This is a genomic window from Pseudomonas sp. PNPG3 (assembly GCF_023093815.1).
In the GTDB taxonomy this organism is placed as follows: Bacteria; Pseudomonadota; Gammaproteobacteria; order Pseudomonadales; family Pseudomonadaceae; genus Aquipseudomonas; species Aquipseudomonas asiatica.
The window spans coordinates 138,121-152,118 of sequence record NZ_JALLKV010000002.1 but is presented as its reverse complement, the minus strand read 5'-3'; the positions used below and the strand labels follow the sequence as shown (position 1 = coordinate 152,118).

The window sequence follows — 13,998 nt, the reverse complement described above, 5'->3', positions numbered from 1 at the left end:
GCTTGCATGGGCAACGGCTCGCGGTCAGATGCCTTCGCGGGCCAGGTCCATGGCGAAGTAGGTGAGGATCAGGTCGGCACCGGCACGCTTGATCGCGCCAATGCTTTCACGCACCACCCGGCCTTCATCGATGGCGCCAGCCAGGCCACCGAACTTGATCATCGCGTACTCGCCGCTCACCTGGTACGCCGCCAGCGGCAGGCGCGAGGCGGCACGGATATCGGCGATCACGTCGAGGTAGGCACCGGCCGGCTTGACCATCAGTACATCGGCGCCTTCCTGCTCGTCGAGCAGCGACTCGCGCACGGCTTCGCGGCGGTTCATCGGGTTCATCTGGTAGCTCTTGCGATCGCCCTTCAGCGCGGTACCACCGGCTTCACGGAACGGGCCGTACAGCGACGAGGCGAACTTGGTGGAATAGGCCATGATCGCGGTGTCGTGGAAGCCGGCACCATCCAGCGCGCTGCGGATGGCCTGGACCTGGCCGTCCATCGCCGCCGACGGGGCAATGAAATCGGCACCTGCAGCAGCGGCGATGACCGCCTGCTTGCCCAGGTTGGCCAGGGTGGCGTCGTTGCCCACACCGTGGTCGTGCAGTACGCCGCAGTGGCCGTGGCTGGTGTATTCGCAGAAGCAGGTGTCGGACATCACCACCATTTCCGGCACGGTGTCCTTGCAGATGCGTGACATGCGCGCGACCAGGCCGTTTTCGTTCCAGGTGTCGCTGCCGACGGCGTCCAGGTTGTGCGAAACGCCAAAGGTCATCACCGACTTGATACCAGCGCGGGCATAGCGCTCGATTTCCTGGGCCAGCAGCTTCTCGGGGATGCGGTTGACGCCCGGCATGCTGGTGATCGGCACGAAGTCATCGATACCCTCTTCGACGAAGATCGGCAGGATCAGGTCTTCAAGGCGGAACTCGGTTTCCTGGAAGATCGTGCGCAGGGACTCGTTCTGGCGCAGGCGGCGTGGACGAACGGACGGGAATTGGTTGGACATGACAGCTCCAGGGAATTTGAACGGCGTATACCTTATGCCTGTCGCGCGCCAGTGAAAAGGCCGGATGACGAGATATTGTCTTGCGTCAAAGGCAATGGCTGCATTTTTCCTGTGCCGGCCTCTTCGCGGGTAAACCCGCTCCCACGGGATTCGCGCTGTACTTGTGGGAGCGGGTTTACCCGCGAAGAGGCCAGTGCAGGCAACCTATTACTGCAGCCAGGGCGGCGCAGGCTCCTCTGCCCTGGCCACACCGGCCTCAGCCTCGGCCCGCGCGGCTCGCCGGCGCGCATCATCCAGCCGGGCCGCATCGATCTCGCGCATCACCCCGGCCACGTCAGCCGCATGTTCGTCATCCTCGAACAACCCCGTCAGTGGGCTGTCCGGGCGCAGTTCGCCCGCCTCGTACAAGGCCCACATTTCCTGCGCATACCGGGTACTTTTCAGCTCCGGCGCAAAGCGCCCGAAATAATGGGCCATGTTGGCCACATCGCGCTGCAGCATGCTGAAGGCATGGTTGTTGGCCGCTGCATCCACCGCTTGCGGCAAGTCGATGATCACCGGCCCGTCCGGGCCAAGCAGCACGTTGAACTCCGACAGGTCGCCGTGCACCAGCCCGGCACACAGCATCAGCACGATCTGGCGAATGACGAAGGCATGGTACGCCCGGGCTTCCTCGGCTTCGAGGTGTACGTCGTTCAGGCGCGGGGCCGCGTCACCGTCGGCATCGGTCACCAGCTCCATCAACAGCACGCCGTCCTGAAAATCGTAGGGCCTGGGAACCCTCACGCCAGCGCCGGCCAGGCGGAACAGCGCCGCCACTTCGGCGTTCTGCCAGGCGTCTTCGGCTTCCTTGCGGCCGTACTTGCTGCCCTTGGCCATGGCCCGGGCCTGACGGCTGTTGCGAACCTTGCGGCCCTCCTGGTACTCGGCAGCCTGGCGGAAACTGCGCTTGTTGGCTTCTTTATAAACCTTGGCGCAGCGCACCTGGCTGCCACAGCGCACCACATACACGGCGGCTTCCTTGCCACTCATCAACGGCCGCAGTACTTCGTCGACCAGGCCGTCTTCGATCAGGGGTTCGATTCTTTTGGGTGTCTTCATCAGGCTGCGTTCGGGGTCCTGGCTGTGATGGCGGACATCCTCTCACAGCCTGATGCGACTTGCTCGTCTGTCTTCAGGCCGAGCGACTCAAGCGCCCTGCCCTACGCTGCCAACCACCGCCTCGCGCGCCCGGCGCCGTGTGACCAGAAGGCCCGAACACACCACCAGTACCGCCAGCACCATGGTCGATACCACTTCCAGACGGTGATCCGGGCGGAACAGCATCAGTACCAGCACGCCGCTGATGAACAGGATCACGCCCCAGGTCAGCCATGGGAACAGCCACATGCGGTAGCCCAACGTCTTGCCCTGTGCAGTCAGGCGCTGACGCAGGCGCAGCTGGGAAACGGCGATCACCAGATACACCAGCAGGGCAATGGCGCCGGAGCTTGCCATGAGGAAGCCGAACACCTTGGCCGGGACCAGGTAATTGGCAATCACCGCCAGGAAAGCTGCGCCTGTGGACAGCAGCACAGCCACCACAGGGGTGCCGCTGCGGCTGGTCACCTGGGCACAGGCCGGCGCATCACCGCGGCGGCTCAGCGAGTAGACCATGCGCGAAGCGGTATACAGCGACGAGTTGAGGCAACTGGTCACCGACGTCAGCACCACGAAGTCGATGATGGCCTTGGCATTCGGCACGCCCAGGGTGTCCAGCACCGTGACATAGGACCCTTCGGTGGCCAGGCGCGGGTCAGTCCACGGCACCAGCGCGATGACGATGAAGATCGACAGGATATAGAACAGCGTGATCCGCCAGATCACCGAGTTGGTGGCCTTGGAAATATGCTTGCCCGCTTCATCCGATTCGGCTGCGGCAATGGTCACCACTTCGGCGCCGAGGAACGAGAACATGGTAATCAGCATGGCGCTCAGCACCGCACCAAAACCGTTGGGCATGAAGCCGCCACTGTCCCACAGGCGGGACACGCCGCTGACACCGGAGCCTGGCAGCAGGCCGAAGATGGCGCATACCCCCAGCGCGATGAAGCCGACAATGGCCACCACCTTGACCAACGCCAGCCAGAACTCGAACTCACCGTAGTTCTTCACGCTGAACAGGTTGGTGGCGGTCAGCAACAGGGTAATCACCAACGACAAGACCCAGATCTCCAGCTGCGGGACCCAGGAGTTGATGATGGTGGCGGCGATATTGGCCTCGATGGGGATGATCAGTACCCAGAACCACCAATACAGCCAGCCGATGGTGTAGCCGGCCCACTTGCCGATGGCGAGGTCGGCATAGGTAGAGAACGAACCGGTGTCCGGTGAAGCAACGGCCATTTCGGCCAGCATGCGCATCACCAGCACCACCAGCGCGCCGGCCAGGATATAGGCCAGGATGGTGGCGGGCCCTGCCTCGGCAATCGCACGGCCGGAGCCGACGAACAGGCCGGCACCGATCACGCCGGCAATGGACAGCATGGTGACATGCCGGGATTTCAATCCATGACTCAAATTGTTCTTGTGGGTTTGCATGGCGCTACCTTGTTGTTTTTGTCATGCCCACGCTGGGGCCGCCGGCTTGCACGTCACCGACGCAGGCGCGAAAAAGCCCGCCCTGCCCCAGATGGTGAGTAGGGCAGTACGGGTTGAGGAAAACGAAACCGCAGGGCGTATTACGGGTAGGTCAGCCGGCAGCCCGCTGACGAGGCGCCAGGTCGGCCTTGGGGAAACTGCCGCCCTGGCGACCGACCTGCTCGCATACCTTGTCGACGATGTATGCGCCGATCGGGATGGCGGAGGTGGCGGCCGGCGACGGTGCGTTGCACACGTTGACGCTGCGAGCGGTGTTGACGAACAGGAAGTCGTCGATCAGCTTGCCGTCACGCGATACGGCCTGGGCACGCACACCGGCCGGATAAGGCGTGAGGTCGGCCTTGGTGATGCTCGGGCAGTATTTCTGGACCTGCTTGAGGTAGCCACCCTTGAACAGCGAGTTCTTCATCTCGATCAGGCCTGGGCGGAAGTTCTTCGCCAGCACCTTGAGGATGCCGGGGGTGGTCAGGGTCTGGAACAGGTCGGCCGGGCTGACATCGCGCTTGCGGTAGCCCTCGCGCTTCATTGCCAGCACGGCGTTGGGGCCAACGGTCACGGTGCCGTCGATCATGCGAGTCAGGTGCACACCCAGGAACGGCATGGACGGGTCGGGAATCGGGTAGATCAGGTGGTTGACGATCTGGTTGTGCTGCTTGGGCAGCAGGTAGTACTCGCCACGGAACGGGCAGATGACGAACTCGGTCCGCAGGCCCAGCATGCTCACCACGCGGTCGGCCATCAGGCCCGAGCAGGTCACCAGGAAACGGCTGCGCAACTCATCGTCATGATGGTCGCCACGCGTGCGCACGACCACTTCGCTGGCCAGCTCCTGCAGGCCGACCACCTCGGCGCCATAGCGGATCTCACCGCCGGCGCGCTGGAACTCGGCGCCCATGGCCGCAGTCACTTCGGCGTAATTGACGATACCGCTGGAGGGCACGAAGATGCCGCCCATGCCAACGATATTGGGCTCGCGCTCGCGCAGTTCGGCCGCCGACAGCCAGTAGCGCTCCAGGCCATTGGCCGCGGTGCGCTCCCACAGCGCCTTCATGCGCTGCATTTCCAGGTCGTTGGTAGCCACCAGCAGCTTGCCGCATTCATCGAAGCGAATACCGTGCTGGGTGCAGAAAGCCTTGGTGGCCTTGTTGCCTTCCAGGCAGAAGCGCGCCTTGAGGCTGCCGGGGGTGTAATACACGCCGGCGTGGATCACGCCGCTGTTGTGGCCGGTCTGGTGGCGGGCCGGGCCGGACTCTTTCTCCAGCAGGAGAATCTTCGCATCCGGGTAGACCTTGATCAGGTGCATGGCCGTGGACATGCCCACAATGCCACCGCCAATGATGATGAAATCGTACACAGCCTTACCTCACACGCAGGCATTGCCTGACTGGCTCACCAAGGCCCGCGCGGGCCCTGGTGGCATCGTTTTGTGCAAAGACGCGTGGGCGGGCGCCCGCCCCGCGCCCTGTCATTATTGCCCGCGCTGGTACAGCGGTTTGGGGAAGGCCACGTAACCGCGCTGGCGCATCAGCTCGCGGCGCAGGCCGTCGTGCGGCGTGAAGCGGTCGCGGCCATGCAGCCAGAACAGGTTGTTGATCAGCAGGAAGCTACCCACACCGACCGGTACCGAAAGCTTCTTCTCGCTGCCTTCCAGCGATTCGGACAAGGCGTTCAGCCAGATGCCCTCCTCGTAGTTTTCCGGCTGCACGAACTGGTCGATGTAGCGCATGGTCGGGCGGCCTTCGGCATCGGTGTCGAATACCGAGTGGAACACATCTTCGGACACCTTCTTGCTCGGCGGTGCGGTCCAGCGCATTTGGCGACGGGCCAGCGGGTGGCGGAAGAATTCGTCGCACTGCTCCCAGTCGTCCAGGTGCAGCAGCAGCGAGTTGCCGCCTTCCATGTTCTTTTCGTCAATCTTCAGCATCAGCACATAGTCGGTGATCTGGTTGACGAAGGTGCCGTCGTTGTGCAGCTCCATGACCCGGTGCGGCTGGCGCAGGTAGCTGTCGGAGTTGTCGGTGTTGACCACCACGAAGCGGGCATAGAACTGGCCGCTCATGGCGTCGTAGTTGGAGCGGCCGATCAGGTGTGCGCAGGCGGTGGTGAACTTGACCATGTCCTCGGCCTGGCTCACGTCATCCAGGCCGACCGGGGTGATCAGCATGCCGCCGCTGGCGCGGTTGAGGATGGTATTGAGCAGCACCGGCCGCAGGGTGCCCTGGCACAGCTCGTCGAGGATCTCGCCAACCCGGAAGCGCAGGAACGACTTGTACTCCAGCGCCTGCACCGGCCACTGGGCAACAGCCTGGACGAACGCTTCGACCGTTTCGCGGGCAAAGGTGAGCTCAAGCAGGCGCGGCGACTGTTTCGAAGGGGCGATGGTGTAACCACGCGGCTCGAGCGGCAGTGGCATCACAAGTTCGTCGATCTGCGTAAAAGCGTTCATGGCAGTGTCCTGGCAGAAAAAATGAGTAGCGCCGTCCGGTCATGACCTGGATCAGTGCGGGCGAGCTAAAATTATCGCCATAAACGCAAAATGTCTACATTTTTATTTTTCAAAGACAGAATGTGTTTTTGTCCATTGTTTTTCGCCGGCGAACGCTTTCGGTATGATCGTCAAAACCGTTTGAGGAACAGTACCTTGGAAGCGCTCGCCCCCCGACAAAACTCAGCATTCAGCGGGTATGAGAGGCTCAAGAAGGACATCATCCGCGGCGTGTTCAAGCCCGGCGAAAAGCTGCTGATGAGCACCCTGAAGGAGCGCTACGACCTGGGCGTGGGCCCGCTGCGCGAAGCACTGTCGCAGTTGGTGGCCGAGCACCTGGTCAACGCGATCAGCCAGAAGGGCTACCGTGTGGCGCCCATGTCGCTGGACGAGATGAACGACATCTACGATGCCCGCGCCAACCTGGAGGCGATGATCATCACCCTGGCCATCGAGCGTGGCGACGACGCCTGGGAGGCGTCGGTACTGGCCCACTCGCATACCCTGGCCAAGGTGGTGGAAGTGAAGACCCGCGAGCAGCGCCTGGATGTGTGGGACGAACGGCACAAGGCATTCCACACGGCCATTGCCTCGGGCTGCGGCTCCAAGCACCTGCTGCAGGCGCGCACTTACCTGTTCGACCAGGCCGAGCGCTACCGGCACCTGTGGCTGACCCAGACGGTGTTTTCCGAACAGGCCCTGGAGCTCAAGCGCCAGGAGCATGCGGCCCTGGTGGAAGTGATTCTGGCCCGGGACGCCAAGCGCGCCAGTGCCATGATGCGCTCGCACCTGATGACTCCGGTACCGATCATTGCGCAGATCATGCATGCCGAGGGTATTGGCGCACGTTGAAAGACCGCGGCGCCTGCTTCGCGGGTAAACCCGCTCCCACAGGGATGTCACCGCCCTTGGGTGTGACGCTGCACCTGTGGGAGCGGGTTTACCCGCGAAGAGGCCAGTGCAGGCAAAACACGCCAGATGAATTTTTCTTAAATCGCCGTTTGGCTATTCTTTGGCACAATCAAGTCTCCATTAGTTGCCCGGGAACCAGCATGCCTCGCGTACTGACCATCGAAGACGACGCCGTCACCGGCCAGGAAATCGTCGCCGAACTTACTAGCCACGGCCTTGAGGTGGATTGGGCCGACAATGGCCGTGAAGGCCTGGCCAAGGCCATTGCCGGCGGCTACGACCTGATCACCCTGGACCGCATGCTGCCCGAGGTCGATGGCCTGACCATCGTCACCACGCTGCGCAACCTCAAGATTGCCACGCCGATCCTGATGATCAGCGCCCTCTCCGACGTCGACGAGCGGGTGCGCGGCCTGCGTGCCGGGGGTGACGACTACCTGACCAAACCGTTCGCCTCCGACGAGATGGCCGCGCGGGTCGAAGTGCTGCTGCGCCGCAACAGCGTACCCATGACCCAGACCCGCCTGCAGGTCGCCGACCTGCAACTGGACCTGATCAGCCACGAAGCCCGCCGTGGCGAACAGACCCTCAACCTGCTGCCCACCGAATACAAGCTGCTGGAGTACCTGATGCGCCATAGCGGCCAGGTGATCACGCGGATGATGATTTTCGAGGAAGTCTGGGGCTACCACTTCGACCCGGGCACCAACCTGATCGACGTACACATCGGTCGCCTGCGCAAGAAAATCGACTCGCCCGGCCAGTCGCCGCTGATCCGTACGGTACGGGGCTCCGGCTATGCCATTGCTGAACCCGTCTAAGGGCTGGAGCTCCTCGACCAGCCGCCTGCTGGCGCTGTACAGCTTTCTGTTCGTGGCCTGGAGCAGCATCCTCATGGGGGTGCTGTACTTCGAGGTGTCCAGCTACCTGAACAAACTCACCCGCCATTCGATGCTGCAGCGCCAGCACCTGTTCGCGCACATGAGCGGCAAACAGCTGGACGATGCCCTGGTCGCCAGCCAGGCCTTCGAGGAACGCAGCTTCGACGCCTACGGCCTGTTCGACAACCAGCTCAACCCGATCGGCGGGCGCATTCGCGCCATCCCGCCAGAGCTGGGGCTGGACGGCAAGGTTCACGAACTCAAGCGCTGCCTGGACGCCGACGACCCGCACATGCCGCGTGACAGCTGCGACGCGGTGGCGATCAAGGTGCAAGATGGCCGCTGGCTGGTGCTGGTGCGCGACAACGGCTCGCTGTTCGTGGTCACCCGGATCATCCTGCATGCCCTGCTTTGGGGGATCTCGCTGACCCTGATCCCGGGCTTTGCCGGCTGGTACCTGCTGAGGCGCCGCCCACTCAAGCGCATCCGCGCGATCCAGGCCCAGGCCGAACTGATCGTCGCCGGTGACCTTACCCACCGCCTGCCGCTGTCGGCCCGGCGCGACGAGCTGGACATGCTGGCAGCCATCGTCAACGCCATGCTCGACCGCATCGAGCGGCTGATGCACGAGGTCAAGGGCGTGTGCGACAACATCGCCCACGACCTGCGCACCCCGCTCACGCGCCTGCGCGCCCAGCTGTACCGCATTCGCCAGCAAAGTGACGCTGACTCCACCCAGGCCGAGGCACTGGACCAGGCCATTAGCGAAACCGACACCCTGATGGCGCGTTTTCGCGGGTTGTTGCGCATCAGCGAACTGGAAGACCGCCAGCGGCGGGCCGGTTTCGTCCAGCTTGACCCGCACGAGTTGCTGGTCGAGCTGCACGACTTCTACCTGCCGTTGGCAGAAGATGGTGGCATCCGCCTGGAACTGCAGCAGCCGGCCGAACTGTCGGCATTGCATGGTGACCGCGAACTGCTGTTCGAGGCACTGGCCAACCTGGTGGGCAACGGCATCAAGTTCACGCCCGAGGGTGGGCTGGTGCGGATAACGGCGACGCAGGACGACAAGGGCCTGCACCTGGCCATCGAGGACAGCGGGCCGGGTATTCCGGAAGAGGAACGGGCGGCAGTGCTGAAGCGCTTCTACCGTAGCGATGAAGGCCACCGCCATGCGGGGTTCGGGCTGGGTTTGTCGATCGTTGCGGCGATCGTCGACCTGCATGGGTTCGGACTGGAGGTGGGGGAAAGCGAGCTGGGTGGGGCCAGGTTGGTGTTGCACTGCCCGCTTGTGGGCCTGGCCAAATAGAAACGGGGCCGCTTTGCGGCCCATCGCGACACAAGGCCGCTCCTACAGGGATTACGCAAGCATTGAATGCGGCGCTATTCCTGTAGGAGCGGCCTTGTGTCGCGATGGGCTGCAGCGCAGCCCCCTTTAAACCGATCAGTCGGCCAGACGCCAGGTAGTCCCACCCTTGCCGTCTTCCAGCACCACACCCATGGCAGTCAGCTGGTCGCGAATGCGGTCGGACTCGGCCCAGTTCTTGTCCGCACGCGCCTGCAGGCGCGCCTGGATCAAGCCCTCGACCTCAGCGGCATCCACCTTGCCTTCGGCCCCTGCACGCAGGAAGTCATCGGCTTCCAGCTGCAGCACACCCAGCACATCACCCAGCTCGCGCAGGCGACCGGCCAGGCCGGCAGCAGCCTCCACGTCGCTTTCGCGCAGGCGGTTGATCTCGCGTACCAGGTCGAACAGCACGGCGCAGGCTTCGGGGGTGCCGAAGTCGTCGTTCATGGCCACGCTGAAGCGCTCGACAAACTCTTCGCCACCCTTGGCCGCTACCCGTGGCAAGCCACGCAGGGCGTGGTAGAAGCGCTCCAGCGCGCCCTTGGCATCGCGCAGGCTGTCTTCCGAGTAGTTGATCGCGCTGCGGTAGTGGCTGGCCACCAGCAGGTAGCGCACCACTTCCGGGTGATACTTCTCGAGCACGTCGCGAATGGTAAAGAAGTTGTTCAACGACTTGGACATCTTCTCGCCATTGACACGAATCATGCCGCAGTGCATCCAGGCGTTGGCGTACTGCTTGCCGGTGGCCGCCTCGCTCTGGGCAATCTCGTTCTCGTGGTGCGGGAACTCCAGGTCGCTGCCGCCACCGTGGATGTCGAAGCTTTCACCCAGGCAGCAGGTGGACATCACCGAGCACTCGATGTGCCAGCCCGGACGCCCCGGGCCCCATGGCGACTCCCAGCTTGGCTCGCCCGGCTTGACGCCCTTCCACAGCACGAAGTCCAGCGGGTCCTGCTTGGCTTCGTCGACCTCGATACGGGCACCGATGCGCAGGTCTTCGATCTTCTTGCGCGACAGCTTGCCGTAGCCGACGAACTTGCCGACGCGGTAGTACACGTCACCATTGCCCGGGGCATAGGCATAACCCTTGTCGATCAGGGTCTGGATCATCGCGTGCATGCCGGCGATATGGTCGGTGGCACGCGGCTCCTGGTCCGGCGGCAGGATGTTCAGGCGGCGCTCGTCTTCGTGCATCGCGTCGATCATGCGGGCGGTCAGGGCGTCGAAGCTTTCGCCGTTCTCGTTGGCCCGGTTGATGATCTTGTCATCGATGTCGGTGATGTTGCGCACGTAGGTCAGCTCGTAGCCGCTTTTGCGCAGCCAGCGGGTGACCAGGTCGAAGGCCACCATGCTGCGGCCATGGCCCAGGTGGCAGTAGTCGTACACGGTCATGCCGCACACGTACATGCGCACCTTGTTGCCATCCAGCGGCTTGAAGGTTTCCTTCGTTTTGCTCAGCGTGTTGTAGATGGTAAGCACGGCGGTTCCTCAGCTGCCCCAGGAGTCACGCAGGGTGACAGTGCGGTTGAACACCGGGCGGCCCGGCTGGCTGTCCTTCAGGTCGGCGCAGAAGTAGCCTTCGCGTTCGAACTGGAAACGGTCCTCGGGCTGCGCCTGGGCCAGCGACGGCTCAGCGCGGCAGCCGCTGAGCACTTGCAGCGAGCCTGGGTTGATGTTGTCCAGGAAGCTGCCGCCCTCCTCGGTCTTTTCCGGGTTCGGCGAGCGGAACAGGCGGTCGTACAGGCGCACTTCGCACTCAACGCTGCCCTCGGCCGGCACCCAGTGGATCACGCCCTTGACCTTGCGGCCTTCCGGGTTCTTGCCCAGGGTGTCCGGGTCGTACGAGCAGCGCAGCTCGACGATGTTGCCGTCGGCATCCTTGATCGCCTCGTCGGCGCGAATCACGTAGCTGCCGCGCAGGCGCACTTCACCGGCCGGTTCCAGGCGCTTGTAGCCCTTCGGCGGCTCTTCCATGAAGTCGTCGCGGTCGATGTACAGTTCACGGGAGAACGGCAGCACGCGCACACCCATGTCTTCCTTCGGATGGCGCGGCAATTCGAGCTGCTCGACCTGGCCTTCCGGGTAGTTGGTGATGACCACTTTCAGCGGGCGCAGCACGCACATGGCGCGCGGTGCGGTGCGGTCCAGGTCGTCACGGATGCTGAACTCGAGCATCGACATGTCGACCACGCCGTCGGAACGGTTGGTGCCGATCATTTCGCAGAAGTTGCGGATCGAAGCCGGGGTGTAGCCACGGCGACGGAAGCCGGACAGGGTCGACATGCGTGGGTCGTCCCAGCCTTCGACGTGCTTTTCGTCTACCAGCTGCTTGAGCTTGCGCTTGGACGTGATGGTGTAGTTCAGGTTCAGGCGGCTGAACTCGTACTGGCGCGGGTGCGCCGGCACCGGCAGGTTGTCGAGGAACCAGTCGTACAGCGGACGATGGCCTTCGAACTCCAGGGTGCAGATCGAATGGGTGATGCCCTCGATGGCGTCCGACTGGCCGTGGGTGAAGTCGTAGTTCGGGTAGATGCACCACTTGTCACCGGTCTGGTGGTGGTGGGCATGGCGGATACGGTACAGGATCGGGTCGCGCAGGTTCATGTTCGGCGAGGCCATGTCGATCTTGGCCCGCAGCACGCGCTCGCCATCCTTGAACTCGCCGGCCTTCATGCGGGCGAACAGGTCGAGGTTCTCGTCAACGCTGCGCTCGCGGAACGGGCTGTTCTTGCCCGGCTCCTTGAGGTTGCCACGGTATTCCTTGGCCTGCTCGGGGGTAAGGTCGCAGACGTAGGCCTTGCCACGCTTGATCAGCTCGACCGCCCAGTCGTGCAACTGGTCGAAGTAGTCGGAGGCGTAGCGCACATCGCCGGCCCAGTCGAAGCCCAGCCACTTGACATCGCTCTGGATGGCGTCGATGTACTCCTGGTCTTCCTTGGCCGGGTTGGTATCGTCGAAACGCAGGTGGCAGACGCCCCCGAATTCCTTGGCCAGGCCGAAGTTGACGCAGATCGACTTGGCGTGACCGATGTGCAGGTAGCCATTGGGCTCCGGCGGGAAACGGGTGACGATGCTGCTGTGCTTGCCCGAGTCCAGGTCGGCCTGGATGATCGGCCGCAGGAAATTCGCAGGGACAGCGGGGGCGCCTTTGGCAGCGGCGTTGGGCGCGTTGTCGGCAGTGGGCTTGCTCATAGGATCCTTGAATGCACGTGTCCGGCCTGGGTAGGCCGATTGAATCAAAGGGCCTATCATAGCCGAAGCAGTCAAGCTGCTGACAGTCGGGCCCGGACAAACTGGCGTGATTTATCACGGCTTTTTGCCGCAGCCTGGCAAAATGGCCAGTGCGCGCCATGTGTCGCGATCGCCTGATCCTGCGTCAGGTGATGACCCGCGCCCTGCGCACCCTAATTCCGATTGCCTTGAAAGAGCGAGTTTCAGCATGTCCAAAGTCAAACTGAGCACCAACCACGGCGACATCGTCCTGCAACTGGACGCCGAGAAAGCGCCGCTGACTACCGAAAACTTCGTTCAGTACGTCAAGGACGGCCACTACAATGGCACCGTGTTCCACCGCGTGATCAAGGGCTTCATGATCCAGGGCGGCGGCTTCGAGCCTGGCATGAGCCAGAAGAAGACCCGCGCCAGCATCCAGAACGAAGCCGACAACGGCCTGAAGAACAAGAAGTACAGCATCGCCATGGCCCGTACCATGGAGCCGCACTCCGCCTCGGCGCAGTTCTTCATCAACTCGTCCGACAACGACTTCCTCAACCACAGCGGCAAGAACGTTCAGGGCTGGGGCTACGCGGTATTCGGCGAAGTGATCGAAGGCCGTGAAATCGTCGACGCCATCGAAAAGGTCGCCACCGGTTCCAAGGCTGGCCACCAGGACGTGCCGAAGGACGACGTGATCATCGAGAAAGCCGAGATCGTTGAGTGATCCTGCTGATCTCCGATCTGCACCTGCAAGAAGAACGCCCGGACATTACCCGGGCGTTTCTTGATCTGCTCGATGGCCGTGCCCGCCACGCCAAGGCGTTGTACATCCTTGGCGACTTTTTCGAAGCCTGGATCGGCGACGATGCCATGACGCCCTTCCAGCAGTCGGTCTGCCAGGCCATGCGTCGGCTGAGCGACAGCGGCACGGCCATCTATCTGATGCATGGCAACCGTGATTTCCTGATCGGCCAAGCCTTCTGCGACGCTGCGGGCTGCACGTTGCTGCACGACCCCAGCGTGATCGAGCTGGGTGGCGAGCAGGTGCTGCTGATGCATGGCGATACCTTGTGCACCCGCGACCTGGCCTACATGAAAATGCGCCGCTTGCTGCGCAACCCGCTGAGCCTGTGGGTGTTGCGGCACCTGCCGCTGTCGGCCCGCTACAAGCTGGCACGCAAGCTACGCAGCGAAAGCCGCTCGCAAACGCGGATGAAGTCCACCGAGATCGTCGATGTCACGCCAGAGGAAGTGCCGAAGGTAATGGCAGCGCATGGTGTACGTACCTTGGTGCATGGGCATACCCATCGGCCGGCGATACACAAGCTGGTGGTCGACGGGCAACCGGCACGGCGTATCGTGCTGGGCGACTGGGACCGCCGTGGCTGGGCCTTGCAGGTTGACGAGCAAGGCTTTCAGCTGGCGCCGTTCGAGTTTTCCTGACCGACCGAGTCGCCTTCTTCGCGGGTAAACCCGCTCCCACAGGTATCGTGCTGCTTGCAGCCCTGGTGCAGCAC

General features: G+C 63.1%; 12 protein-coding genes. 5 read left to right on the top strand and 7 right to left on the bottom strand.

The window, feature by feature from the left end; translation table 11 throughout:
* Positions 1-24 precede the first annotated feature (24 nt).
* The 5 genes from hemB to glaH form a co-directional block, all read right to left on the bottom strand.
* A complete protein-coding gene (hemB, locus tag MJ643_RS02780; RefSeq protein WP_247726593.1) occupies positions 25-999 on the bottom strand; it encodes a porphobilinogen synthase in 975 nt (324 codons plus the stop codon).
* 207 nt (positions 1,000-1,206) lie between these two features.
* Positions 1,207-2,100 (bottom strand): PA4780 family RIO1-like protein kinase, encoded by an 894-nt coding sequence (locus tag MJ643_RS02775; protein ID WP_013972901.1) that lies wholly within the window; start codon positions 2,098-2,100, stop codon positions 1,207-1,209.
* Positions 2,101-2,187: 87 nt separating this feature from the next.
* Positions 2,188-3,579, bottom strand: a complete 1,392-nt coding sequence (gene gabP, locus MJ643_RS02770) for a GABA permease (RefSeq protein WP_023661037.1) — start codon at positions 3,577-3,579, stop codon at positions 2,188-2,190.
* A gap of 151 nt (positions 3,580-3,730) precedes the next feature.
* On the bottom strand, positions 3,731-4,993 hold the full coding sequence (gene lhgO / locus MJ643_RS02765; RefSeq protein WP_003260140.1) for an L-2-hydroxyglutarate oxidase: 1,263 nt from the start codon (positions 4,991-4,993) through the stop codon (positions 3,731-3,733).
* 114 nt (positions 4,994-5,107) lie between these two features.
* Positions 5,108-6,085: a glutarate dioxygenase GlaH gene (glaH, locus tag MJ643_RS02760; RefSeq protein WP_039614233.1), complete on the bottom strand. Its 978-nt coding sequence runs from the start codon at positions 6,083-6,085 to the stop codon at positions 5,108-5,110.
* A 195-nt stretch (positions 6,086-6,280) separates the two neighbouring features.
* Here glaH and csiR point away from each other — a divergent pair, with 195 nt between their 5' ends.
* The 3 genes from csiR (at position 6,281) to MJ643_RS02745 (ending at position 9,226) form a co-directional block, all read left to right on the top strand.
* A complete protein-coding gene (gene csiR / locus MJ643_RS02755; protein ID WP_015270630.1) occupies positions 6,281-6,976 on the top strand; it encodes a DNA-binding transcriptional regulator CsiR in 696 nt (231 codons plus the stop codon).
* Between the two features lie 200 nt (positions 6,977-7,176).
* Positions 7,177-7,857, top strand: coding sequence for a response regulator transcription factor (locus MJ643_RS02750; protein ID WP_013972905.1), 681 nt, complete (start codon positions 7,177-7,179; stop codon positions 7,855-7,857).
* Positions 7,835-9,226, top strand: a complete 1,392-nt coding sequence (locus tag MJ643_RS02745) for an ATP-binding protein (RefSeq protein WP_013972906.1) — start codon at positions 7,835-7,837, stop codon at positions 9,224-9,226. Before MJ643_RS02750 ends, MJ643_RS02745 begins: the two co-directional genes overlap by 23 nt.
* A 135-nt stretch (positions 9,227-9,361) precedes the next feature.
* Here the strand turns inward: MJ643_RS02745 and cysS are convergent, their stop codons facing one another.
* Positions 9,362-10,744, bottom strand: coding sequence for a cysteine--tRNA ligase (gene cysS, locus MJ643_RS02740; protein ID WP_247726592.1), 1,383 nt, complete (start codon positions 10,742-10,744; stop codon positions 9,362-9,364).
* A gap of 9 nt (positions 10,745-10,753) precedes the next feature.
* Positions 10,754-12,457, bottom strand: coding sequence for a glutamine--tRNA ligase/YqeY domain fusion protein (locus MJ643_RS02735; protein WP_013972908.1), 1,704 nt, complete (start codon positions 12,455-12,457; stop codon positions 10,754-10,756).
* A 247-nt stretch (positions 12,458-12,704) separates the two neighbouring features.
* Here MJ643_RS02735 and MJ643_RS02730 point away from each other — a divergent pair, with 247 nt between their 5' ends.
* The gene (locus tag MJ643_RS02730; protein WP_003259195.1) at positions 12,705-13,205 is read left to right on the top strand and encodes a peptidylprolyl isomerase; all 501 of its coding nucleotides are present in this window, start codon (positions 12,705-12,707) and stop codon (positions 13,203-13,205) included.
* Positions 13,202-13,924, top strand: coding sequence for a UDP-2,3-diacylglucosamine diphosphatase (locus tag MJ643_RS02725; protein ID WP_013972909.1), 723 nt, complete (start codon positions 13,202-13,204; stop codon positions 13,922-13,924). Before MJ643_RS02730 ends, MJ643_RS02725 begins: the two co-directional genes overlap by 4 nt.
* The last annotated feature ends 74 nt before the right edge of the window (positions 13,925-13,998 follow it).